The organism is Microvirga ossetica, from assembly GCF_002741015.1.
Classification (GTDB): Bacteria; Pseudomonadota; Alphaproteobacteria; order Rhizobiales; family Beijerinckiaceae; genus Microvirga; species Microvirga ossetica.
In genome coordinates, this window is sequence record NZ_CP016616.1 from 3,680,009 (window position 1) to 3,704,033 (window position 24,025).

Genomic DNA, 24,025 nt, shown 5'->3' on the forward strand with positions numbered 1-24,025 from the left:
CATCCCGTACGGCGTCAGCCGATCCGGGATGACGAAAAGCGCTACTCCCTCGCAAAAGCGTCCGTCGCCTCGATGAGGTGATGCGTGATGCCGGGCTCGCTGACCGCGTGGCCTGCATCCGGCACCATGATGAACTGCGCCTCGGGCCAGGCCCTGTGCAGATCCCACGCGGATTTCGGCGGAGTGGCGATGTCGTAGCGGCCCTGGATGATCACGCCGGGAATGTTTTTCAGGCGATGGGCGTTGCGGATCAGCTGCCCCTCCTCGAACCAGCCCTCGTTGACGAAATAGTGGTTCTCGATCCGGGCGAACGCGATGGCGTAATGCTCGTCGCCGAACTGGTCGCTGTAGCCCTGGTTGTGGAGGAGCGTGATCGTCTCGCCTTCCCACAGGCTCCAGGCCCGCGCGGCCCTCGCCTGGACGGCAGGATCCGGATCGATCAGGCGCCTGCGATAGGCCGCCATCAGGTCGCCGCGCTCTTCCTCCGGGATCGGGGCGAGGAAGCCCTCCCATTTGTCCGGGAAGATCCAGGAGGCGCCCTCCTGGTAGTACCAGAGCAGCTCCGAGCGACGTAAGGTGAAGATGCCGCGCAGCACGAGCTCGGTGACGCGCTCGGGATGGGTCTGGGCATAGGCCAGCGCCAGGGTCGAGCCCCAGGAGCCGCCGAACACCATCCACTTGTCCACACCGATCATTTCGCGCAGGCGCTCGATATCGGCCACGAGGTGCCAGGTGGTGTTGGCTTCGAGGCTCGCATAGGGCTTCGAGCGGCCGCAGCCGCGCTGATCGAAGAGCAGGATGCGGTACTTGTCCGGATCGAACAGCCGGCGCTGAGCCGGCGCGCAGCCGCCGCCTGGGCCGCCATGAAGGAAAACCACGGGTTTGCCGTTCGGGTTGCCGCACAATTCCCAATAGACGTGGTGTCCGTCGCCGACATCGAGCATGCCGTGATCGTAGGGTTCTATTTCGGGGTAGAAACTGCGCATGAAGAGGCTCGGCTTCAGAAGGGAGCTTATCCATAACCGGGCGGGAAGCCCCTGTCAGCCGCTACGTCATATCCTAAGCCGGCTCCGAATCCTCTGGCGTGTCGTTTCACTGTCATATAGTTTTGCAACTGGGGAACATGGGTAAAAGCCCAGCCACACTGGAGGACTTAAGATGTTGACCAAACGCGCCAGCCTGAAGCTGGCTACGGCCCTCGCCGCTCTCATGATCGTCGGCTCGGCCGAGGCCGCCGAGAAGCTGCGGCTCCTGACCTGGTCCGGCTACGCACCGGCCGATGTCGTCGCCGACTTCACGAAGGAGACCGGCATCGAGGTCGAGGTGACGACGTCGAACAACGAGGAGATGATCTCCAAGCTGCGCGCCACGCAAGGCGCGGGCTTCGATCTCGCTCAGCCGAGCCAGGACCGCATCGCCGGCCCGCAGGCGGAGTTCGGCATCTACAAGCCGCTCGATCTGTCCAAGCTCAAGTCCGACCAGTTCATCGCCTCCATGCTGGAAGCGACCAAGAAGAACACCACCACCGACGGCAAGGTCTATGGCGTTCCGCATATCTGGGGCACGGACGGTCTCGTCGTGAACACCAAGGCTGCGCCGAACGTCGCCGACTACAACGACCTCTGCGGTCCTGCCGTCACCGGCAAGGCCAGCTTCCGCGCCAAGCGTCCGGCGCTGATTGCGTTTGCCTTCGCCAACGGCATGGATCCCTTCGCTGCCTATGGCGATGCGAAGGCCTATGCCGCGCTGATGGACAAGGTCGGCGCCAAGCTCGCCGAGTGCAAGAAGAACGTGAAGTTCTTCTGGGAGGGTTCCGATCAGCTCCTCAACGCCGTGCGTTCCGGCGAGATCGTCGCCGCCATGGCCTGGGATACGGGCGGCTGGAAGCTCAACGCCGAGAACCCGGACATGAAGTTCATCGCGCCCAAGTCCGGCGCGCTGGGCTGGGTCGACACCTTCGCGATTCCCGCCAAGGGCCGCAACGACGACGCCGCCTACAAGTGGATCAACTTCAACATGCGTCCGGAGATCGCGGCAAAAGTTGCCGCAGCCGCCGGCAACTTCACGGCTTCCAACGGCGCCGACAAGCTCATGCAGGGCAAGCTGAAGGACCAGTTCGCCGAGAGCTTCCCGAAGGCCGCCATCGACAACATCAAGTGGTATCCGGCGGTGCCGGCGGGCCTCGAGGAGATCGAGGGCAAGGTTCTCGACCGCCTGAAGGCCGGTTCGTAAAACCTGATTGTGGTGTATCGTCATCCCCCGGCCTGTCCGGGGGATGACTTTTTGTATCGGCAGCTTCTGTTGGCAGCGTCATGGCAAATTCCACCCACCCCGCCACCGATCTCGACATCGTCAACGTCATCAAGCGTTTCGGCAGCCACGCGGCCGTCGACGACGTGACGTTCAGCGTCGCGCCGGGCGAGTTCTTCTCGATCCTCGGGCCCTCCGGCTGCGGCAAGACCACCCTGATGCGCATGATCGCCGGGTTCGAGCATCCGACCTCCGGCGATATCCGCATCCGCGGCCAGTCAATGATCGGCGTTCCGGCGAACAGGCGCCCGGTCAACATGGTGTTCCAGAGCCTTGCGCTCTTTCCCATGATGAGCGTCGGCGAGAACGTGGCCTATGGGCTCACCTGCCGCGGCGTTTCCCGCGCGGAGGCCGAGGAGCGCGCGGGCCGCATGCTGGAGCGCGTCGGCCTGAAAGGTTTTGGCGACCGGCGCGTGACCGCGTTGTCCGGCGGCCAGCGCCAGCGCGTGGCCATCGCCCGCTGCCTCGTGCTCGAGCCCACCCTCGTGCTCCTCGACGAGCCGCTCGGCGCGCTCGATCTCAAGCTGCGCGAGCATATGAAGATCGAGCTCAAGCAGCTGCAGGGCACGTTCAACACCACCTTCGCCTACATCACGCACGACCAGTCCGAGGCCCTTGTGATGTCCGACCGCATCGCCGTGATGAACCAGGGCCGGTTCGAGCAGGTGGGAAGTCCGCGCGAGCTCTATCACAGCCCGGCGACGCCCTTCGTCGCAAGTTTCGTCGGCGAGACCAATCGCTGGCAGGGGCAGGCCGCATCGGCTGCCGATGGAGCCGTCGCCGTGCGCCTTGCCTCGGGAGCGGTTGTGCAGGGGCAGGGGAGCGGTGCCGCGCAGGCGCTCGCCTTCGTGCGTCCCGAGGCCGTGGCGCTGGCGCAGGATCAATCCTCGCTCGCCAGCCTGCCGAACCGTTTCGAAGGCCGCGTCTCCGCCGTGCTGTTCGACGGCGCCGCGTCTAGCCTGCTCATCGACACGGCGGGCTTCGACCAGCCCGTGCGCGCCGTGCTGCCCCAGGCCGGGCCGCTCGCGGGCATCGAGGTCGGCGCGCCGGTCCATGTGGGCTGGACGGCGGATGCGATGAAGGTCTTTGCCGCATGAACGCAAAACCCGCGCTGCGCCTCACGCTTTTCCTGCTGCTCGCTCCCGCGATCCTGTGGCTCGGGCTCCTCATCGTGCTGCCGCATGTGGAGATCCTGATCCTCTCCTTCAGCGAGCGCGTGGCGCCGCGGGTCTATGCCTTCGGTTTCGGCAACTATCTCGAGTTCTTCACCGAGCCGCTCTATTGGCGCACCTTCGCGCGCACGGCCTTCATGTCGATCCTGGTGACGGCGCTCACCCTCGTGCTCGCCTTTCCCATCGCGCTTTACATCGCCCGTGTGGCGCAGGGCCGGCTGAAGGCGATGCTGCTGCTGCTCTGCCTGCTGCCGTTCTGGGTGTCGGAACTGGTTCGCACGCTCGGCTGGATGATCCTTCTGCGCGAGACCGGCGTGATCTCCTATGCCTTGCGCGCGGTGGGGCTTGCGAGCCAGCCGGTCGAGCTTCTCTACAACGATGGCGCGGTGATCCTCGGCCTCGTCTATGGCGGGCTTCTCTTCATGATCGTGCCGCTCGCCAATGCGCTGGAGAGCCTGGAGCCCGCCGTGGTCGAGGCCGGATACGATCTCGGCGGCAGCCGCTGGACCGTTTTGCGCCGCATCGTCATTCCCCATGCCATGCCCGGCATCGTCGCCGGCTCGATCATCGTGTTCATGCTCACGATCGGCAATTTCGCGACGCCGGTGCTGCTCGGGGGCAAGAACGGCTTGTGGTTCACCGAGCAGATCTACGCGCAGTTCATCACGCGCTTCAACTGGCCGCAGGGTGCGGCCTTCGGCATGCTGCTCCTGTTGCTCTCTTCCGCCATCGTGTGGCTGGGCCTGCGCCTCACCGGCCAGAACCTCGGCACCACCTTGAAGCAGGCTTGAGATCGCCATGAACCGACCGTCCTTCACCTGGAAGCTCTACATCGCGGCGTTCTACCTCTTCCTGTTCGCGCCGCTCCTGGTCGTGGCGATCTTCGCCTTCAACGCGAGCCAGTTTCCCTCGCCACCCTGGCGCGGCTTCACGCTCGAATGGTTCACCGGCACCGGCGCCGTCCTCGGCAAGCCTGGCGTGCTGATGGACCCGATCTGGCTGAGCAGCATCGGCAACAGCTTCAAGGTAGCGATCCCCGTGGCGCTGCTCGCCGTGCTCATCGGCACCGTGAATGCCTGGGTGCTGGAGCGGGCGGAGTTTCGCGGCAAGACTCTTCTCGCCATGATGATGCTCTGGCCCCTCGTCATCCCCGGCGTGGTGCTCGGCATCTCGATCCTCGCCTTCTTCTCGCGCGTGGCGAACGGGCTCGAGGACTGGCTTCAGACCGATCTCGACCTCTTGAGGCCCGGCCTGCCGCTCGTGGTGCTCGGGCAGCTCTCCTTCATCCTGACGATTGCGACGCTGATCATCGCCGCGCGCCTGCGCAAGTTCGACCGTTCGCTGGAGGAGGCCGCCTTCGATCTCGGCGCCAGCCGCGCGCGGGTGCTGCGCACGGTGACGTTGCCGTTCCTGCGCCCGGCGCTCATCGGCGCAGGGCTCGTGGCGCTCCTGATGTCGTTCGAGAACTTCAACACGACCCTGATGCTCGTCGGCTCCGAATCGCCCCTTCCGATCGCCATGTACGGCCAGATGCGCGAGGGCGCGTCGCCGGCGATCAATGCGGTGAGCCTGCTGCTGATGCTCGGCGTCGGCGTCATCGCGAGCGTCTTCGCGCTGACGGCGAAGGCGGAGCGGTGAAACCTAAATAGAACCCAGCCCTCATCCTGAGGAGCAGCCGTCAGGCTGCGTCTCGAAGGAGATTCCAGTGTGCGCTGGATCCTCCTTCGAGACGGATTGCTCATGCAATCCTCCTCAGGATGAGGTTTGAGATTGACTTAAACTGGATTTACCGCCCCCAGGTGCGCTCCAGCACGTTCACCCAGTTCTCGTAGCAGAGCTTGCGCAGGGTCGCTTCGTCGTAGCCATGGCGGCGCATGGCGTCGACGAGACGCGGCAGGCCGGTGACGTCGCCGATCTCGGCGGGAATCGTCGCGCCGTCGAAATCGGAGCCGAGGCCGACGCCGTCGATGCCCACATGCTCGATCAGGTGATCCATGTGGCGGATCATCTCCTCCAGCGGCGTGTCGTCGTTGCGCTGGCCGTCGGGGCGGATGAAGGAGGTGGCGAAGTTCACGCCCACCATGCCGCGGCTCTCGCGGATCGCGGCAAGCTGCCTGTCCGTGAGGTTGCGCGAATGCCGGCAGATCTCCCACGCATTGGAATGGGTCGCGACGAGCGGCGCATCGGAGAGGCGTGCCACCTCCCAAAAACCCTTCTCGTTCAGATGCGAGAGGTCGAGCATGATCTTGAGGCGGTTGCAGGCGCGCACCAGCTCGAAGCCGCGGTCGGTGAGGCCGGGGCCTGTGTCCGGCGTCGCGGGATAGCGGAACGGCACGCCGTGGCCGAAGGTGTTGGGGCGGCTCCAGACCGGGCCGATGGAGCGTAAGCCCGCCTCGTAGAGCACGTCGAGCATGTAAAGGTCCGGATCGATGCCCTCGGCGCCCTCGATATGCAGGATGGCGGCGAGCTTGCCCGTGTCGATGCAGTGGCGGATGTCGGCCGCATTGCGGCAGATCTTCACCTCGCCCTTCGAGGCCCGCTCGATGCGCATGAGGAGTGCTGCCATATGCAGCGTGACCTGCTGGCTCGAGGCCAGCGGCAGGGCTGAGGGCAGGGGCACGTCGTATTGCGTATGCGTCATGAGCGTGTCGATATCGACGCCCGCGCTCTCTGACGGCACATAGACCGCGAAGAAGCCTCCGACGAAGCCGCCCTGCTTCATGCGCGGCCAGTCGAGGTGCCCGATATTGTCGCCCTCCAGGAAGGCCTGCTCCGGCGGGATCTTGCCGCGCATCAGGCGCAGCAGGACATCGTTGTGACCATCGAAAACGGGCATAAGCGAAGAATGGGGCATCGGTTCACATCAAGCGGTTAGAAGTAAAATAAGGTGTTCAACCGGCCAGCGCCGCATCCGGCTGCCTGGCGGCACGGGAGTAGCCCTGGCTCGCCTGGATCAGCGACTGGGTATACTCGTTCGACGCCGCGCCCGAGCGCAAGGCCTCGGCGGTGGTTTCCTCGACCGCCTCGCCATGGCGCATGACGAGCAGCCGCTCGCACAGATGGGCGACGACGGCGAGGTCGTGGCTGACGAGGATATAGGTCAGCCCGAGATTGCGGCGCAGATCGTCGAGCAGGTTCAGGATCTCCGCCTGAACGGAGGCGTCGAGCGCGGAGGTCGGCTCGTCGAGCAGCAGCACCTTCGGGCGCAGGATGAGCGCGCGGGCGATGGCGATGCGCTGGCGCTGGCCGCCGGACAATTGGTGCGGGTAGCGGAAGCGGAAGGAGGGGCCGAGACCCACCTCGCGCAAAGCCTGCAGGATGCGCGCCTCCGCATTATTCTTCTCGCCATGGATCGCGAGCGGCTCGGAGAGCGTGCGGTCGACCGTGTGTCGCGGATGGAGCGAGGCGTAGGGGTCCTGGAAGACCATCTGCACGGTGCGGTAGAAGGCCTTCGTCCGCGGCGTGGTGACTTCCTTCCCGTCGACGAGGACGCGCCCGCCGCTGACCGGTGCCAGGCCGCAGAAGGCGCGCAAAACCGTCGACTTGCCGGAGCCGGATTCGCCGACGAGCCCATAGGCAGCGCCCGGCTCCACATGGAAGCTCACGTCCTTGACCGCATCGACCCTGAGGCGGCCCGTGCCGTAGACGACTTGAAGTTTCTGGATATCGAGCATCGTTACAGCGCCCAAGTCACAATGCCCATGCGGGGTCGCGGTTCAGGGTGGGGAGCGGGCGAACGTCGTCCACCAGCGTCGGCAGGCAGCGCATTAGGCCCTGCGTATAGGGATGCTGCGCGTCCCGCAGGTTCTTGGCCTCGAGCTCCTCGACCACGTGGCCCGCATACATCACCAGCACACGGTCGCAGAAGGACGAGACGAGCTTGAGATCGTGCGAGATGAAGATCAGACCCATGCCGCGCTCGGTGACGAGCTCGTCGAGAATGCGCAGCACCTCCATCGAGACCGTCACGTCGAGCGCCGAGGTCGGCTCGTCGGCGATGAGCAGGTCGGGATCCGTCACCAGCATCATGGCGATCATGGCGCGCTGGCCCATGCCGCCCGACACCTCGTGCGGATAGAGCGCGAAGACGCGCTGCGGATCGCGCATCTTCACGGCCTCCAGCATCGCGAGCGCCTTGTCGCGAGCCTCGCTGCGGCTGGCCTTGGCATGGGCCTGATAGGCCTCGATGATCTGCTCGCCGATGGTCATGACCGGGTTCAGCGAATATTTCGGGTCCTGCATCACCATGCTGATGCGCCCGCCGCGCAAGGTGCGTAACGTCCGGTTCGAGGCGGTGAGCAGGTCGATCCCGTCGAAGGCGAGGCGCTTGGCCGTCACCTCGCCGGGGGGAGGGGTGAGGCCGAGAATGGCGCGGCCCGTCTGCGACTTGCCGGAGCCCGACTCACCCACGATGCCGAGGCGCTCGCGGCCGAGCTGGAAGGACACGCCGCGCACGGCTTCCACGATGCCCGTGCGCAGGTGGAAGCGGACGCGCAGGTCTTCGACGTCGAGAAGCGGCTTCATCATTTGGCAGCCTTCGGATCGAGAACGTCGCGCAGGCCGTCGCCGAGCAGGTTGAAGCCGAGGCTCACCACGAAGATGGCCAGGCCCGGCATGGCGGCGACCCACCATTGGTCGATGAGATAGTTGCGGCCGGTGGCGACCATGGCGCCCCATTCCGGCATCGGCGGCTGTGCGCCGAGACCGAGGAAGCCGAGGCCCGCCGCGGTGAGGATGATGCCGGCCATGTCGAGCGTCACGCGCACGATGAGGGATGAGAGGCAGAGCGGCACCACGTGGCCGAGGATGATGCGCGGCGTCGATGCGCCCTGCAGCTTCACGGCCGCGATGAAATCGCTGTTGCGGATCATCAGCGTCTCGGCGCGGGCGATGCGGGCATAAGGCGGCCAGGAGGTGATCGCGATGGCGATGATGGCATTCTCGATGCCGGGGCCTAAAGCCGCCACGAAGGCCAGCGCCAGGACGAGGCGGGGGAAGGCGAGAAAGATGTCGGTGATCCGCATTAGCACGGTATCGACCCAGCCGCCGAGATAGCCGGAGACGGTGCCGACCAGGAGACCGATGGGCGTTGCGATCAGCGCCACCAGCACCACGACGAAGAGCGTGATCCGCGAGCCGTAGACCACGCGGGAGAAGATGTCCCGCGCCTGGTCGTCCGTGCCGAACCAGAAGGTCTCGCTCGGCGGCAGGAGGCGCTGCGTGCGCAGGTCTCCGCCGACGACAGGCGAATAGGGCGCGATGAAATCGGCAAACACCGCCAGCAGGATCAGCAGGATGACGATGCCGAGGCCGACGACCGCGAGCGGATTGCGGGAGAAGGCGCGCCAGCCGAGATAGAAGCGGCCGAGCCGCGCCTGCCAGCGGGAATGCGGCTCTGCGGAGAGCAGCCAGGCCCGAAGGCCTGCGGGTTGTTCAGCAAGAGGGCTGCCGGCCATCAGCGGGTCCTCGGATCGAGCAGACGATAGAGCAGGTCGGAGACGAGGTTGAGCAGCACGAAGACGGTCCCGATCACGAGGGTCCCGCCGAGCACCGCGTTCATGTCCGCGTTCTGCAGGGAATTGGTGATGTACTGACCGAGCCCCGGCCATGCAAACACCGTCTCGGTGAGCACGGAGCCTTCGAGCAGGTTGGCATAGGAAAGGGCGATCACCGTCACGAGAGGAACGGCCGCATTGCGCAGGGCATGGCGCCAGATCACGCGCATCTCGGACAGGCCCTTCACCCGCGCCGCGATCACGTATTCCTGCGCCAGCTCGTTGAGCATGAAGGAGCGCGTCATGCGGCTGATATAGGCGAGCGAGAAATATCCGAGCAGGCAGGCCGGCAGGAGGACATGCGAAACCGCGTCCCAGAACGCGTCCCACTGGCCCTGCATGGCGGTGTCGAGCAGCACGATGCCGGTGACCGGCGTGTAGAGATAGGAATAGGTCACGTCGAGGCGCCCGGGACCCGCCACCCAGCCGAGCTTGGCGTAGAACAGCAGGAGGCCCATCAGGCCGAGCCAGAAGATCGGCACCGAATAGCCCACGAGGCCGAGCACGCGCACGAACTGGTCGATCAGGGTGCCGCGCTTCACCGCGGCGAGAACGCCGAGCGGGATGCCGACGAGCACGCCGATCAGGGTGCCGAGGGTGGCAAGCTCCAGCGTCGCCGGGAAGACGTTGACGATGTCGGTCATCACCGGATTGGTGGTGAGCACCGAATTGCCGAAATCGCCGGTGGCGGCCTTCTTCACGTAGATGACGAACTGCTCGATCAGCGGCCGGTCGAGGCCGAGCTCGGTGCGGACGCGCTCGTAGACATGGGCCGGCGCCCGGTCGCCGACGACGGCGATGACGGGGTCAATGGGAACGACGCGGCCGATGAAGAAGGTGACGGCGACAAGGCCGAGGAGGGTCGTCGCCAGTACGATGACGAACTGGGCGACTTTCTTAAGGAAGGAGCGGAGGGCACTGCCGTGCCCTCCGCCCCCGTTCATGACTGCTGAAACCATCGAGATGTCAGTTCTTCTTGGCCTGTGACACGTCGTTGTCGCTGAAGGACGGGCCGAGAACGAAGTCGCTCACGTTCTTGCGCACGGCAGCGACTTCCGTCTGCTGCAGGAAGATCACGAACGGGCCGTCGTCGAGAACCGACTTCTGCAGTTCCTTGTACATGGCTGCGCGCTTCTCGGCGTCACGCTCCATCACGGCGGCGCGGGTCTTGGCCGTCAGCGGGCCCGGATCCCAGGCATTGCGCCATGCGAGGGGCTTTGCCTTCGCATTGTCCGAGTTGTCGTCGTTGGCCGCGAAGGTGTCGGCGTTGGAGTTCGGGTCCTGGTAGTCCGAGCCCCAGTTGCCGATATAGATGTCGTGCTGGCGGGCGCGGTACTTGGTGAGCGCCTGCTTGGAATCCATCGGCAGGATCTCGAGCTTGATGCCGGCCTGCGCGAAGGTCTGCTGCATCGCCTGCGCGATGCCGGTGATCTCGGCGGTGGAGCGGGTGTCCATGGTCACCGAGAAGCCGTCCTTCAGGCCGGCCTTGGCCAGAAGCTCCTTCGCCTTGGCGACGTCGAGCTTGTAGGGGGTCGTGGTCTCGGCGCCGAGGAAGCCCTTGGGCAGGAAGTTCTGGTGAACGTCGCCCTTGCTCTTCATGATCGTGTCGGCGATCGCCGAATAGTCGACGAGATACTTCAGGGCCTGACGAACCTCGGGCTTGGCCAGGTTCGGGTTCTTCTGGTTCAGGCCGAGATAATAGACCGTGCCCTTGGGGCCGCTCTGGATCTTGACGTCCGCGTTCTTGGACACCGCGGCGATCTCTTCCGGATTCAGGTTGCGGGCCACGTCGATGTCGCCCTTCTCGAGCAGAAGGCGCTGGCTCGCGGTTTCCTTGATGTGGCGGAAGATCACGCGGGCGAGAGGGGTCTTCTTCTCGTAGTTCGGGTTGCGCTCGAGGACGAGGACCTCATTGGCCTTCCAGTCGCGCATGACGTAGGGGCCGGAGCCGGCATACTTGGTCTTGAGCCAGTTATAGCCGAAGTCGCCGTCCTTCTCGTTCTGAACCAGAAGCTTCTTGTCGACGATCGAAGCGACCGAGTTGCCGAGGCAGTAGAGAACCAGGGTCGGCGCGTAGGCCTTGTCGACCTCGAAGGTCATCTCGAGCGGGCCGGTCTGCTTGACCTTGTCCTTCACGTTGTCCTTCGTCAGGCCGAACTGGCCCAGGATGAAGGCCGGGGACTTGTCGAGCGCCACGGCGCGGTGGAGCGAATACACCACGTCTTCGGCCGTGATCGGATTGCCCGAGGCGAACTTGCGGTTGGGCTTGATCTTGAACGTATAGGTCTTGCCGTCGGGCGAGACGGTCCAGGACTCGGCCACCTGTCCGGAGATCTTGGACACGTCCTTGATGTCGTAGGAGATCAGGCGCTCATAGGTGTTGCCGATGATCTCGGACGCGCTGAACTCGAACACCTCGGCCGGGTCGAGGGAGATGATGTCGTCGCTCTGCCAGGCCTGGACGAGGGTGTCCGCCGGCGTTGCCGCCATCACGGCGGAGAAAGAGGTCGCCATGGTGGCAACCATGGCTGCGGATAGGAGAAATTTTGGAAGTCGCGTCATGGCCATTCCCTTACAGCGCTCAAAGCGCTTTTTGTTGCGCCAACATGAATGCAAATCACACAAAAGCTGTCGAGTCCAGCAAGTGGTTTTAAACTGGCAAACAATGCGCAGGCTGCCCAAAGGGAGGGCATGGGCGGCGATCCGGATTGGCCTTGGACGGAAAACTGTGGCAAAGGCTCGGCGACCCTCTCGAACGGATGAAGCACAGTGTCGGAAGAAGCCAAGAAACCGGGTGCCAACACCATGTGGGGCGGACGGTTCTCGTCCTCGCCCAGCGCGCCCATGGAAGCCATCAACGCCTCCATCGACTTCGACAAGCGGCTGGCCTCCCAGGACATCCAGGGCTCCATCGCCCACAGCACCATGCTGGCCAAGCAGGGGATCATCGCCGAGAGCGATCGGGACGCCATCCACCAGGGCCTCCAGCGGGTGCTCGGCGAGATCGAGTCCGGCTCGTTCACCTTCTCGAAGGCGCTCGAAGACATCCACATGAACGTGGAGAGCAGGCTACGCGAGATCGCCGGCGATCCGGCGGCGCGCCTCCACACCGCCCGCAGCCGCAACGACCAGGTCGCCACCGATGCCCGCCTCTGGGTGCGCGAGGCCCATGACCGGACCGACGAGCAGCTCACGAACCTGATCAAGGCGCTGCTCGACAAGGCGGAGGCTCATGCCGCCACCGTCATGCCGGGCTTCACCCATCTCCAGAGCGCCCAGCCGGTGACCTTCGGGCACCACCTCATGGCCTATGTGGAGATGTTCGGCCGCGACCGCAGCCGCTTCCGCGATTCCCGCAAGCGCCTCAACGAATGCCCGCTGGGCGCCGGCGCGCTCGCCGGCACGTCTTTCCCCATCGATCGGCACATGACCGCCAAGGCGATGGGCTTCGACGGCCCGACCCGGAATTCGCTCGATACCGTCTCCGACCGGGACAGCCTGCTCGAGTTCATGGCAGCGGCTTCCATCTGCGCCGTGCATCTGTCACGTCTTGCGGAAGAAATTATCATCTGGATGTCAGCCCCCTTCGGCTTCGTCCGCCTGCCCGACCGCTGGACCACCGGCTCCAGCATGATGCCGCAGAAGCGCAACCCGGACGCCGCCGAGCTGGTGCGCGGCAAGACCGGCCGCGTGATCGGCTCGCTGGTCTCGCTGCTCACCGTCATGAAGGGCCTGCCGCTCGCGTATTCCAAGGACATGCAGGAGGACAAGGAGCAGCTCTTCGACGCCGCCGACACCATCGAGATCGTGCTCGCCGCGACGACCGGCATGATCAAGGACCTGGAGCCCGTGCCGGAGCGCATGGCGGCGGTGGCCGGGGCCGGCTTCTCGACGGCGACCGATCTCGCCGACTGGCTCGTGCGCAGCCTCAACATCCCCTTCCGCGATGCCCACCACATCACCGGGCGCATCGTCTCGGAGGCCGAGAAGCGTGGCTGCAGCCTGGAGGAGCTGCCGCTCGAGGCCATGCAAGCGGTCGAACCGAAGATCCACCAGGGCATCTACGACGTGCTGGGGGTCGAGAATTCCGTCCGCTCCCGGACGAGCTTCGGCGGCACCTCGCCTGTGCGCGTGGCCGAGCAGGTCGCCTGGTGGCGGGAGCGCGTCTGACCCGCCTCCGCGCCGGAATTCACCGTAAAACGGCCCCTGCCCGGGCCTCCCGGCAGAGGGTCTTGATGGGGCAGGACACCATAACCATATTGCTGACAACGGCTCCTGTCCGGAGCCATCCGGGTGCCGCGGATGCGGGCCCGGGATCACCGAAGTGCCTCTAACCTTGGGCTTCGAACATGTCGCGTCAGTCGCCCTTCGGGCACCCGTTTCTGTTAGGCTTCGATGAGATCGAGCAGGCGCTCGACCGAGTCTCCAAAGCCGCAGGGGACGGTTATCCGCCCTACAATATCGAGCGCCTGGCCCGCACCGAGAACGCCCCGGAACGCCTCCGCATCACCCTGGCCGTTGCCGGATTCACCCGGGACCAGCTCGAGGTGACCCTGGAGGAGAGCCAGCTCGTCATCCGGGGACGCCAGTCCGATGACAAGACAAGGCACTTCCTTCATCGCGGCATCGCCGCCCGTCAGTTCCAGCGCACCTTCCTCCTTGTCGACGGCATGGAGGTGATGGGCGCGGACCTGTCCAACGGTCTTCTGTCGATCGATCTCGTCCGGCCCGAGCCGGAGCGGATCGTCCGCAAAATCGACATAAGCGCCCCGGACAAGGTGTGACGGCATCCGCTCGATAAGGAGAAGTCTATGAACTTCGATATCAAAAACTACGCTGAGCCGGTCGTCGATGTGACCGAGCTGGCGAGTCTGGGCCTGGGCGAGATGGCCTATGTGAAGCCGATGGAGGCCGACGAGGTCGCCCGGCTGTTCCCGCAGGCGCCGAAGCTTCAGCCGGGCATGCAGCTCTTCGCGCTCGTATCCGCCAGCGGCGAGCCCATCCTGCTGACCGACAACCGCGACGCCGCGGTCGCCAATGCCTGGGCGCATGACCTGACCACGGTGAGCTTGCATTAGGCTGACCACCTCTCCTCTAGGCAACTGCCGCCACCGCCGCGATCAGGCGTTCGATGTCCTCCGGCCGTGAGAGGCGGTGATCGCCGTCCTTGATCAGGGTGAGCGAGACGCTGTCTCCCGGCAGGTGCTCCACAAGCTGCAGCGCATGGCTCCAGGGCACGTCGGGATCCTCCATGCCCTGCAGGATGTGAACTGGGCAGCCGGTCTTGATAGGCTGCCCGAGGAGCAGGTGGCGCCTTCCATCCTCGATCAGCTTCCAGGTGATCGGGTAGGGATCGTCCGAATAGGCCGAGGGGCGGTGATAGACCCCGGTCACCTGCACGCTGCGCCGCAGCTCCTCGGGGAAGCGCTCCCACATCAGCCGCTCGGTCATGTCCACGGCCGGGGCGATGAGGACGATCCCGGCCGGCGCGATGTCGGGCCGCGTCTCCATGAGATGCCGGGCCGCGAGAAGGCTGACCCAGCCGCCCATGGACGAACCGACGAAGATGGGACGCTCCTTCACAAACCGCTCGATCACGGTCAGCGCATCTTCGAGCCAGCGGGAAATCGTCCCGTCCTCGAAGGCGCCGCCCGACTCGCCGTGGCCGCTGTAGTCGAAGCGGAGGAAGGCGCGGCCGTTCGCTTCCGCCCACTCGTCGATGGCGGTGGCCTTGGTCGCCCGCATGTCGGACTTGAAGCCGCCGAGCCAGACGACCGGCGGGCCTTTGCCCTCCCTGGACAGCACGGCGATGGGGCGGGCATCCTGGCCGACCGTGACGCTTTGCGGCATGGTTAACTCATCCTCAACTGCTTTGAAGCAAGCGTTCTAGACGATTCTTTTGGACGATTCTTTTGAGAAGGCTCTGACTTCTGTGAGTTTTTCATCGCGACCTGGCGGAGGGACGGCTTTTCCGTCGTCTCATGTCCACCCGCTGGCGGGCCGGACGGTTCTTCAGATCGTCCCCGAACTCGAGGCGGGCGGGGCGGAGCGCACCACCGTCGACATCGCCGAGGGCCTGGTCCATGCCGGCGCCCGGGCGCTGGTCGCGACCGAGGGCGGGCGTCTCGTCGGTGAGCTCCAGACCAAGGGCGGCATCTGGATTCCCTTTCCGGCGGCGACCAAGAACCCGTTCTCCATGCTGCTCAACGTGCGCAAGCTCGCACGCATCTGCTACAACGAGCGGGTGTCTCTCGTGCATGCGCGCTCGCGGGCGCCGGCCTGGGTGGGGCTGGGGGCTTCCCGCTCCCTCAACATTCCTTTCGTCACCACCTATCACGGCAGCTATTCCGGCCGCTCCTCGGTCAAGGTGCTCTACAACTCGGTGATGGCGAGGGGCGACGCGGTCATCGCCAATTCCGAGTACACGGGCGAATTGATCCGGTCGGTCTATCCTCAATCCGGCGAGCGGATCCGCGTGATCCATCGCGGTACGGACTTTGCCGTCTTCTCTCCCGGTGCGGTCGCCCCGGAGCGGATCGAGGCCCTGCGCAAGGCCTGGGATGTGGCGCCGCACGAACGCGTGGTGCTGCTCGCCGCCCGCCTGACCGGCTGGAAAGGCCAGAAAGTGCTGATCGAAGCGGCGGCCAAGCTGCGCGATGCGGGCCTCGCCGACGTCGCCTATATCCTGGCCGGCGACCCCCAGGGGCGGGATTCCTACGTGAAGGATCTCGACAGCCTGATCGAGGCGAGGAAGCTCAAGGGAATCGTGCGCCGGGTCGGCCATTGCACCGACATGCCGGCGGCCTTCCTGGCGGCCTCCGTCGTCACCGTGCCTTCGACCGAGCCCGAGGCCTTCGGCCGTTCGGCGGTGGAGGCCCAGGCCATGGGAACCCCGGTCGTCGTCTCCGATCTCGGCGCAGTGCCGGAGACCGTTCTCTCCCCGCCGGCCGTGCTGCCGCACGAACGGACGGGCTGGCGCATCCCGGCCGGCGACGCCGATGCGCTCGCCGAGGCGCTTGGCGCAGCATTGAACCTGGGCGCGAGTGCAAGAATCGCCTTGGGCGCTCGGGCGAGGGCGCATGTGGAGCGTCATTTCTCGCTCGATCGCATGGTTTCGAGCACCCTCGACGTGTATTCGGCCCTTCTCGAGGGCCGTTTTACCCATAGAACAAGTTGACTTCCCGCGCTTTTGCGCGAAATGTCGATTCATTCGTGGCAAGGCTGAGCCTACCTAGCAGGGATCCCCTGGGGATCTCCAATCCTCGGCCTAGCCCTTAACAGGAGATACGAGCCATTCGCAGACCAATGAGAGCCATGCCGGTGCCGCAGAAGGACGGACCGCGCGCCAACCGAGACATTCGCGGTGTTCGCGAAGTGCAGCTGATCGACGATGCAGGGCAGAACCGGGGCGTGATGCCCTTCTTCGATGCCCTCAAGGTTGCCGAAGATGCGGGCCTCGATCTCGTGGAGATCTCGCCGAACGCCACCCCTCCCGTCTGTAAGATCCTCGACTACGGCAAATTCCGCTTTCTCGAGCAGAAGAAGGCCGCCGAGGCGCGCAAGAAGCAGAAGACGGTCGAGGTCAAGGAAATCAAGCTGCGTCCCGGCATCGATGACCACGATTACGAGGTCAAGATGAAGGCGATGAAGGGTTTCTTCGAGGAAGGCAACAAGGTGAAGATCACCCTGCGCTTCCGTGGCCGCGAAATGGCGCACCAGTCCCTGGGCCTGAAGGTTTTGGACCGGGTCAAGGCCGATGTGGGCGATCTCGCCAAGGTCGAGATGGAGCCGAACTTCGAAGGCCGCCAGGTCGTCATGGTCCTGGCGCCGCGTTAAGCGGTTCCGCCGACAGTGAAATTCATGGCCGCTGGGAGACCGGCGGCCATTGCTTTTTGGGCGACCTTCTGTCATAAGCCGCCCTTCATTGAACCGCCCGGCTGTTAGGGCTGCCGTGGCGGTTCGTTTTGCTCAATGCAGCAATGAAAAGGCCAAGGTGCGGCTCACGCCGCTCCCCAGGCCTGACCACAGGAGAGCCAAATGCCCAAGCTGAAGACGAAGTCTGGCGCGAAAAAGCGCTTCAAGATCACTGGCACCGGCAAGGTCGTTTACGCCCAGGCCGGCAAGCGCCACGGGATGATCAAGCGGACCAACAAGCAGATCCGCAATCTGCGCGGCACGACGACCCTGTTCGAGGGCGATGCGTACAACGTGAAGAAGTACTTCCTGCCCAACGGCTAAGGCGGTCTTCCCCAAATCCCGGATTTTGAAGGAGTTTTTTAAATGGCCCGCGTCAAACGGGGCGTTACCGCCCATGCCAAGCACAAGAAGGTTCTGAAGGCCGCCAAAGGTTTCTACGGCCGCCGCAAGAGCACCATCCGCATCGCCAAGCAGGCGGTCGAGAAGAGCATGCAATATGCTTATCGCGACCGTAAGAACAAGAAGCGCACCTTCCGCGCTCTCTGGATCCAGCGCCTCAACGCCGCTGTCCGCGAGCACGGCCTGACCTATTCGCGATTTATCGACGGTCTCGGCAAGGCTGGGGTCGAGGTCGATCGCAAGGTCCTGTCCGAGATGGCCATCCACGAGCCGGCGGCCTTCGCCGCCTATGTGGAGCGCGCCAAGGCGTCCCTGCCGCAGCAGGCCGCTTGATCGGATAGACCAGCTTCGGTGCGGCTGTGTTTCAGCCGCACCGCCTTACTCCCCCTTCTCCGAGACCATCCGCGTTGACGGCTGAAATAAGCTGTCGGCTGCTCCCTCGCGGCTCGGAAGACTTGACGGTTCCCGCGCCGCGCTTCACTCAAAGCGCTTGCATCTGGCAAGGGACCGATGACCGATCTCAATCAACTCGAACGTGACCTGCTCACCCAGGTCGATGCCGCCGGCGACGAAGCGGCCCTGGAATCCGTGCGCGTCTCGGCGCTCGGCAAGAAGGGCTCCGTCTCCGACCTCCTGAAGACCCTCGGCGCGATGACGCCGGAGGAGCGGAAAGAGCGCGGCCCGCTCATCAACGGCCTGCGCGACAAGGTGCAGGGCGCGATCGCGGCCAAGAAGGACACGCTCGCGGAAGCAGCCCTCGAAGCGAGGCTCGCAGCCGAGCGCATCGACGTGACGCTGCCTGTGCCCGAGGCGCCCGAGGCCCGCGGCCGGCTCCACCCGATCAGCCAGGTGATCGAGGAGCTGACGGCGATCTTCGCCGATATGGGCTTCTCCGTGGCCGAGGGGCCGGACATCGAGACCGACTACCTCAATTTCACGGCGCTCAACTTCCCCGAGGGCCATCCGGCCCGCGAGATGCACGACACCTTCTTCCTCGCCCCCGACGAAAAGGGCGAGCGCAAGGTGCTGCGCACGCACACCTCGCCGGTCCAGATCCGCACGATGACGTCCAAGGCGCCGCCGATCCGGGTGATCATCCCGGGCCGCACCTACCGGCACGACTCGGACCAGACCCACACGCCGATGTTCCACCAGGTCGAAGGCCTCGTCATCGACAAGCAGGCCAACATCGCGCACATGAAGTGGGTGCTGGAGGAGTTCTGCAAGGCCTTCTTCGAGGTCGAGCAGGTGAAGATGCGCTTCCGCCCGTCCTTCTTCCCCTTCACGGAACCCTCCGCCGAGGTCGACATCCAGTGCTCGCGCAAGGGCGGCGAGATCCGTTTCGGCGAGGGCACCGACTGGCTCGAGATCCTGGGCTGCGGCATGGTCCACCCGAACGTGCTGCGCAATTGCGGGCTCGACCCGGACGAATACCAGGGCTTTGCCTGGGGCATGGGGATCGACCGCATCGCCATGCTCAAATACGGCATGCCGGATCTGCGCCCCTTCTTCGAGGCCGATGTCCGCTGGCTGAACCATTACGGCTTCCGCCCGCTCGACATCCCGAGCCTTGTGAGCGGGTTGACGTCCTAAGTGTCATCCCGGCCGAAGCATCGCGAAGAGCCGGGATCGCAAGACAAGTGAAGCACCCCATTCGGATCACGATCCCGGATCTGGCCTTGCCAGTCCGGGATGACACTCAAGGAACAGTGTCATGAAATTCACCCTCTCCTGGCTCAAGGATCACCTCGACACCTCGGCCTCCCTCGACGAGATCGTCGAGACGCTCACCCGGATCGGCCTCGAGGTCGAAGGGGTCGAGGACAAGACGAAGACCTTTGCGCCTTATACGGTCGCCTATGTGATCTCGGCCGAGCAGCACCCCAATGCCGATCGCCTGCGCGTGTGCATGGTCGATACCGGCAGCGGCACGCCGATCCAGGTGGTCTGCGGCGCCCCGAATGCCCGCACCGGCATGAAGAGCGTGTTCGCTCCCCCGGGCACCTATATTCCGGGCAAGAACATCACGCTCGGCATCGGCACCATCCGCGGCGTCGAGAGCGCGGGCATGCTGTGCTCGGGTTCTGAACTTGAGATCTCCGACGATCATGACGGCATCATCGATCTCCCGGCCGATGCGCCGGTCGGCCAGCCCTACGCGACTTATGCCGGCCTCGACGATCCGGTGATCGAGATCAACCTCACGCCGAACCGTCCCGACTGCACCTCGATCCACGGCATCGCCCGCGATCTGGCTGCGGCCGGCCTCGGCACGCTCAAGGGCGACGAGGTGCCCGCGGTTGCGGCGAACGGCGCGTGCCCGGTTTCGGTGACGATCGAGGACGGGAAGCTGTGCCCCGCCTTCGCGCTGCGTCTCGTGCGCGGCGTGAAGAACGGTCCTTCGCCGGAATGGATGCAGCGCCGCCTGCTCGGCATCGGCCTTCGCCCCATCAACGCGCTCGTCGACATCACCAACTACATGACCTTCGACCGCGGCCGTCCGCTCCACGTCTTCGATGCGAAGAAGGTGAAGGGCAACCTCACCGTGCGCCGGGCGAAGGAGGGCGAGGAGGTGCTGGCGCTCGACACCCGCACCTACAAGCTCGATCCGAGCATCGTGGTGATCGCGGATGAGAGCGGCGTCGAATCCATCGGCGGCATCATGGGCGGCGAGCATTCGGGCTGCGACGAGACCACGACCGACGTGCTGATCGAATCGGCGCTCTGGGATCCGCTGAACATCGCGCAGACCGGCCGCAAGCTCGGCATCATCACCGACGCGCGCTACCGTTTCGAGCGCGGCGTCGATCCGGCCTTCACGTTGCCTGGTCTCGACATGGCCACCAAGCTGGTGATCGACCTGTGCGGCGGCGAAGCGAGCGAAGCCACGCTCGCGGGACAGATCCCGCAGGAAACGCTCGTCGTCGACTTCCCCTGGAGCGAGGTTCCTCGCCTGTCGGGTCTCGACGTATCGCCTGCGGAATCCGAAGGGATCCTGAAGAAGCTCGGCTTCCAGATTCAGGGCTCGGGCGAGCGCGTGAGCGTGACAGTGCCGTCCTGGCGTCCGGATATCGAGGGCAAGGCGGATCTCGTCGAGGAGGTGATCCGCATCGCCGGCGTCGACCGTATCCTGCCCAAGCCTCTGCCGCGCCTCGAAGACGCGGTGGCAAAGCCCATCCTCACCCTGATCCAGAAGCGCACCCGCCTGGCGCGCCGCTCGCTCGCCGTGCGCGGGCTGGTGGAGGCCGTCACCTGGTCCTTCATCTCGAAGGAGGAGGCGGAGCTGTTCGGCGGCGGCGATGGCCGCCTGGCGCTCGCCAACCCGATTGCGTCCGAGCTCTCGGACATGCGCCCGAGCCTGCTGCCGGGACTGCTGAAGGCGGCCCAGCGCAATGCGGATCGTGGGCTCGGCGACGTCGCCCTCTTCGAGGTTGGCCAGACCTTCGCCTCGGACGAGCCGGAAGGCCAGTCGATCAAGGCTGCCGCCGTCCGTCGCGGCACGGCACGGACCGAGGGCGTCGGCCGTCACTGGAACGGCGGGGCCAAGAGCGTCGATGCCTTCGATGCCAAGACCGACGTGGTGGCGTTGCTGGCGGCGCTCGGCATTCCCGCCGGCGGTCTCCAGATCGTGGCCGGCGGACCGGCCTGGTTCCATCCCGGCCGCTCGGGCACGCTGCAGTTCGGTCCGAAGAACGTGGTCGGCGCTTTCGGCGAGGTTCATCCGAAGGTGCTCAAAGCGCTCGACCTGAAGGGCCCGCTGGTGGCCTTCGAGCTCAATCTCGACGCGCTCCCGCCGCCCAAGGCGAAGCCGACCAAGATGAAGCCGAAGCTGAACCTGCCTGACTTCCAGCCGCTCACCCGCGACTTCGCCTTCGTGGTCGGCCGCAACGTGGCAGCGGGCGACATCGTGAAGGCGGCGCAAGGGGCCGAGCGCCAGCTCATCGTCGGCGTCGACGTGTTCGACATCTACGAGGGCACCGGCATCGACCCGGACAAGAAGTCGGTGGCCATCGCCGTGACCCTGCAGCCCACGGAGAAGACGCTTACCGACGTGGAGATCGAGGCCGTCTCAGCCAAGATCGTCGGCGAGGTGTCGAAGAAGACGGGTGCGGTGTTGCGCTCCTAGCCGCAAGCGTCATCCCGGGGCCGCGCAGCGGAACCCGGGATCGTCTTCAGAATATCGCGCTTCAAGCGTCTTACGATCCCGGATCGCGGCTGCGCCGCGTCCGGGATGACGTTTGGAATTCAGGGGATGAATTCCTCCGCCAAGTCCCGCCATTCTGGGTTGTCACGTTCGATCAGCTCAACTTTCCAGGCGCGGCGCCATTTCTTGAGCTGCTTTTCACGGGAAATAGCTGTCACCGGATCTTCAAAGACCTCGAAGTAAACCAGTCGATCGACATTGTAGCGGGCCGTGAACCCTGGAATGGCGTGAGTCTTGTGTTCGAACACACGTTTAGGAAGATCGCTCGTGATGCCGACATAGAGCGGCCCGTCCTTCCGGGTTGCTAGAATATAGACGTAGAAGGCTTCAGCCATTTGCGAAATTCCCAGACGATCCCGGATCTTCGCTGCGCTCCGTCCGGGATGACGCTTGTGATATCCCACTCAACAAATTCCCCTCGTCCCATTCGTACCGCACCGTGTCGAACCGCATCGAAAGCGCGTCCACCATCAGCAGACGCCCCACGAGGCTCTCGCCGAAGCCGACGATCTCGCGGATAACCTCCATCGCCATCAGGCTGCCCATGACGCCGGCGAGCGCGCCGAGGACGCCGGCTTCCGCGCAGGTGGGGATCGCGCCCGGCGGGGGCGGGGAGGGGAAGAGGCAGCGATAGGTCGGGTTCGGCCGGCCGTCTGGGCCGGTCTCATGCGCCCGGATCGTGGTGAGCGAGCCGTCGAACTGCCCGAGCGCCGCCGTCACCAGAGGTTTTCTCTCGAAGAAGCAGGCATCCGAGACCGCATAGCGGGTGTCGAAATTGTCCGATCCGTCGGCGACGACGTCGTAGCTGCGAATGAGGTCTCGCGCATTCCCGACCGTCAGCCGCAAGAGGTGAGGCTCGACGATCACGTGCGGATTGAGACGCCCGATCGCCTCCGCTGCGCTCTCCACCTTGGGGCGGCCGAGATCGGGCGTGCCGTGGATCACCTGCCGCTGCAAATTCGAGAGGCTCACCGCATCGTCGTCCACGATGCCGATGGTGCCGATCCCGGCCGCGGCGAGATACTGGATCAGCGGCGCGCCGAGGCCCCCGGCGCCGATCACGAGGACGCGAGCGCGTTTAAGCTTCTGCTGGCCGGGGCCGCCCACATCCTTGAGAACGAGGTGGCGGGCATAACGGTCGATTTCGTCCGGTGATAGAGGCATGGCGTGACCTTAGAGCATCGGACCCAAAACTGGGCACACCTTTCGGGATCCATCCGATGCTCAGCCCCTTAAGCGGCGCATCGTTCGTGGGCAAAACCGGCACCACTTTTCACTGGCGCGGCCCGGCGGGTCCCACGATGCGCTGGAAAGGGTTTAGCTATCAACCATTCCTTGAAGGAAATAACATGCTGCCTTGACAGAGGCCTTGGCGTCGTGACCCTTGCCGTGCCATCGTCATGGGGCAACCGGCAGCAAGCCGGCGTCTAACAGGGAACAAAGCCGATGACAGTCACCAAGTTCGGCCTCGCGCTCGCGGGCCTCGCCATTTCCGCCACCGCTGCCTTCGCGCAGCAGGCCGCCTTCAAGCCCGCAGTCGTCTACGATCTCGGCGGCAAGTTCGACAAGTCCTTCAACGAAGGCGTCCATATGGGCGCGGAGAAGTTCAAGAAGGACACCGGCACCGAATACCGCGATTTCGAGCCTCAGAACGATTCCCAGCGCGAGCAGGCCCTGCGCCGCTTCGCCCGCGACGGCTTCTCGCCGATCGTGGCCGTGGGCTTCTCCCAGGAGACCGCGCTGAAGAAGGTCGCCGAGGAATTCCCGAAGACCCAGTTCGCGATCATCGATGCCGTAGTCGAGAAGCCGAACGTGGAATCCATCGTGTTCAAGGAGCATGAGGGCTCGTTCCTGGTCGGCCTCCTGGCGGCCCAGGCCTCCAAGTCCGGCAAGGTCGGCTTCGTCGGCGGCATGGACATCCCGCTCATCCGCAAGTTCGCCTGCGGCTACGTCCAGGGCGTGAAATACGCCAAGAAGGACGCCGAGGTGTTCCAGAACATGACCGGCACCACGGGCGCGGCCTGGAACGATCCGGTGAAGGGCGGCGAGCTTGCCAAGGGCCAGATCGATCGCGGCGCCGACGTGGTCTACCATGCGGCCGGCGGCACCGGCGTGGGCGTGCTGCGCGCGGCCGCCGATGCGGGCAAGCTCGGCATCGGCGTCGACTCGAACCAGAACGGCATGCATCCGGGCAAGGTGCTGACCTCCATGGTCAAGCGCGTCGACGTCGCCACCTACAACGCCTTCGATCAGGCCAAGAAGGGCACCTTCAAGGCCGGCGTTGCGGTGCTCGGCCTCAAGGAAGACGGCGTCGCCTGGGCGCTCGACGACAACAACAAGTCGCTCGTGACCGCCGACATGAAGGCTGCCGCCGACAAGGCCGCTGCCGACATCAAGTCCGGCACCATCAAGGTGCACGACTACATGTCGGACTCCAAGTGCCCGATGTAAGTTAGGCCATTCCGGCC

Annotated in this window: 24 protein-coding genes; 14 read left to right on the forward strand and 10 right to left on the reverse strand. The window is 65.0% G+C overall.

What is annotated here, in order from left to right:
* Nucleotides 1–41: 41 nt before the first annotated feature.
* A complete protein-coding gene (gene pip, locus BB934_RS17455; RefSeq protein ID WP_099510774.1) occupies nt 42–986 on the reverse strand; it encodes a prolyl aminopeptidase in 945 nt (314 codons plus the stop codon).
* Between the two features lie 172 nt (nt 987–1,158).
* Here pip and BB934_RS17460 point away from each other — a divergent pair, with 172 nt between their 5' ends.
* From BB934_RS17460 to BB934_RS17475, 4 genes are all read left to right on the forward strand, one after another.
* Entirely contained in the window at nt 1,159–2,232 is a 1,074-nt protein-coding gene (locus BB934_RS17460; RefSeq protein ID WP_099510775.1) for an extracellular solute-binding protein, read from the forward strand.
* Nucleotides 2,233–2,312: 80 nt separating this feature from the next.
* Entirely contained in the window at nt 2,313–3,407 is a 1,095-nt protein-coding gene (locus BB934_RS17465; RefSeq protein ID WP_099510776.1) for an ABC transporter ATP-binding protein, read from the forward strand.
* Nucleotides 3,404–4,273 carry an ABC transporter permease gene (locus BB934_RS17470; RefSeq protein WP_099510777.1) on the forward strand — a complete coding sequence of 290 codons (870 nt, stop codon included), beginning with the start codon at nt 3,404–3,406 and terminating at the stop codon, nt 4,271–4,273. The genes BB934_RS17465 and BB934_RS17470 overlap by 4 nt, the downstream gene beginning before the upstream one ends.
* 7 nt (nt 4,274–4,280) lie before the next feature.
* Nucleotides 4,281–5,120: an ABC transporter permease gene (locus BB934_RS17475; RefSeq protein ID WP_099510778.1), complete on the forward strand. Its 840-nt coding sequence runs from the start codon at nt 4,281–4,283 to the stop codon at nt 5,118–5,120.
* Nucleotides 5,121–5,268: 148 nt separating this feature from the next.
* Here BB934_RS17475 and BB934_RS17480 read toward each other — a convergent pair whose 3' ends face one another.
* The 6 genes from BB934_RS17480 to BB934_RS17505 are packed head-to-tail and all read right to left on the reverse strand — an operon-like array spanning nt 5,269 to nt 11,599.
* Nucleotides 5,269–6,336, reverse strand: coding sequence for a dipeptidase (locus BB934_RS17480; RefSeq protein ID WP_099510779.1), 1,068 nt, complete (start codon nt 6,334–6,336; stop codon nt 5,269–5,271).
* A gap of 37 nt (nt 6,337–6,373) precedes the next feature.
* Nucleotides 6,374–7,156, reverse strand: a complete 783-nt coding sequence (locus BB934_RS17485; protein WP_099512967.1) for an ABC transporter ATP-binding protein — start codon at nt 7,154–7,156, stop codon at nt 6,374–6,376.
* A 16-nt stretch (nt 7,157–7,172) separates the two neighbouring features.
* Nucleotides 7,173–8,006, reverse strand: coding sequence for an ABC transporter ATP-binding protein (locus BB934_RS17490; protein ID WP_099512969.1), 834 nt, complete (start codon nt 8,004–8,006; stop codon nt 7,173–7,175).
* A complete protein-coding gene (locus tag BB934_RS17495; protein ID WP_099510780.1) occupies nt 8,006–8,938 on the reverse strand; it encodes an ABC transporter permease in 933 nt (310 codons plus the stop codon). The genes BB934_RS17490 and BB934_RS17495 overlap by 1 nt, the downstream gene beginning before the upstream one ends.
* The gene (locus BB934_RS17500; protein WP_418294699.1) at nt 8,938–9,996 is read right to left on the reverse strand and encodes an ABC transporter permease; all 1,059 of its coding nucleotides are present in this window, start codon (nt 9,994–9,996) and stop codon (nt 8,938–8,940) included. The genes BB934_RS17495 and BB934_RS17500 overlap by 1 nt, the downstream gene beginning before the upstream one ends.
* 7 nt (nt 9,997–10,003) lie before the next feature.
* On the reverse strand, nt 10,004–11,599 hold the full coding sequence (locus tag BB934_RS17505) for an ABC transporter substrate-binding protein (RefSeq protein ID WP_099512971.1): 1,596 nt from the start codon (nt 11,597–11,599) through the stop codon (nt 10,004–10,006).
* Between the two features lie 207 nt (nt 11,600–11,806).
* Here BB934_RS17505 and argH point away from each other — a divergent pair, with 207 nt between their 5' ends.
* The 3 genes from argH (at nt 11,807) to BB934_RS17520 (ending at nt 14,115) form a co-directional block, all read left to right on the forward strand.
* Entirely contained in the window at nt 11,807–13,207 is a 1,401-nt protein-coding gene (gene argH, locus BB934_RS17510) for an argininosuccinate lyase (RefSeq protein WP_418294700.1), read from the forward strand.
* Between the two features lie 179 nt (nt 13,208–13,386).
* The gene (locus BB934_RS17515; protein WP_099510782.1) at nt 13,387–13,821 is read left to right on the forward strand and encodes an Hsp20 family protein; all 435 of its coding nucleotides are present in this window, start codon (nt 13,387–13,389) and stop codon (nt 13,819–13,821) included.
* Nucleotides 13,822–13,848: 27 nt separating this feature from the next.
* A complete protein-coding gene (locus BB934_RS17520; RefSeq protein WP_099510783.1) occupies nt 13,849–14,115 on the forward strand; it encodes a BQ00720 family protein in 267 nt (88 codons plus the stop codon).
* A gap of 16 nt (nt 14,116–14,131) precedes the next feature.
* Here the strand turns inward: BB934_RS17520 and BB934_RS17525 are convergent, their stop codons facing one another.
* On the reverse strand, nt 14,132–14,887 hold the full coding sequence (locus BB934_RS17525; protein ID WP_099510784.1) for an alpha/beta hydrolase: 756 nt from the start codon (nt 14,885–14,887) through the stop codon (nt 14,132–14,134).
* Between the two features lie 82 nt (nt 14,888–14,969).
* On the opposite strand from BB934_RS17525, the gene BB934_RS17530 reads away from it, so the two are divergent.
* The 6 genes from BB934_RS17530 (at nt 14,970) to pheT (ending at nt 21,479) form a co-directional block, all read left to right on the forward strand.
* Complete coding sequence (locus BB934_RS17530; RefSeq protein ID WP_099512975.1) at nt 14,970–16,214, forward strand: glycosyltransferase family 4 protein; 1,245 nt, start codon at nt 14,970–14,972, stop codon at nt 16,212–16,214.
* 137 nt (nt 16,215–16,351) lie between these two features.
* A complete protein-coding gene (infC, locus tag BB934_RS17535) occupies nt 16,352–16,873 on the forward strand; it encodes a translation initiation factor IF-3 (RefSeq protein ID WP_237050000.1) in 522 nt (173 codons plus the stop codon).
* Nucleotides 16,874–17,074: 201 nt separating this feature from the next.
* Complete coding sequence (gene rpmI, locus BB934_RS17540; RefSeq protein WP_036362945.1) at nt 17,075–17,275, forward strand: 50S ribosomal protein L35; 201 nt, start codon at nt 17,075–17,077, stop codon at nt 17,273–17,275.
* Between the two features lie 42 nt (nt 17,276–17,317).
* Nucleotides 17,318–17,686, forward strand: coding sequence for a 50S ribosomal protein L20 (rplT, locus tag BB934_RS17545; protein WP_099510786.1), 369 nt, complete (start codon nt 17,318–17,320; stop codon nt 17,684–17,686).
* Nucleotides 17,687–17,863: 177 nt separating this feature from the next.
* Nucleotides 17,864–18,946 carry a phenylalanine--tRNA ligase subunit alpha gene (gene pheS, locus BB934_RS17550; protein ID WP_099510787.1) on the forward strand — a complete coding sequence of 361 codons (1,083 nt, stop codon included), beginning with the start codon at nt 17,864–17,866 and terminating at the stop codon, nt 18,944–18,946.
* A gap of 121 nt (nt 18,947–19,067) precedes the next feature.
* Complete coding sequence (gene pheT / locus BB934_RS17555) at nt 19,068–21,479, forward strand: phenylalanine--tRNA ligase subunit beta (RefSeq protein ID WP_099510788.1); 2,412 nt, start codon at nt 19,068–19,070, stop codon at nt 21,477–21,479.
* Between the two features lie 119 nt (nt 21,480–21,598).
* Here the strand turns inward: pheT and BB934_RS17560 are convergent, their stop codons facing one another.
* Together BB934_RS17560 and BB934_RS17565 are read right to left on the reverse strand one after the other, a co-directional pair.
* Nucleotides 21,599–21,892, reverse strand: coding sequence for a GIY-YIG nuclease family protein (locus tag BB934_RS17560; RefSeq protein WP_099510789.1), 294 nt, complete (start codon nt 21,890–21,892; stop codon nt 21,599–21,601).
* Complete coding sequence (locus BB934_RS17565) at nt 21,885–22,721, reverse strand: HesA/MoeB/ThiF family protein (protein ID WP_099510790.1); 837 nt, start codon at nt 22,719–22,721, stop codon at nt 21,885–21,887. The genes BB934_RS17560 and BB934_RS17565 overlap by 8 nt, the downstream gene beginning before the upstream one ends.
* 282 nt (nt 22,722–23,003) lie before the next feature.
* Between BB934_RS17565 and BB934_RS17570 the strand changes: the two genes are divergently transcribed.
* Nucleotides 23,004–24,008, forward strand: a complete 1,005-nt coding sequence (locus tag BB934_RS17570; protein WP_099510791.1) for a BMP family lipoprotein — start codon at nt 23,004–23,006, stop codon at nt 24,006–24,008.
* Nucleotides 24,009–24,025 lie beyond the last annotated feature (17 nt).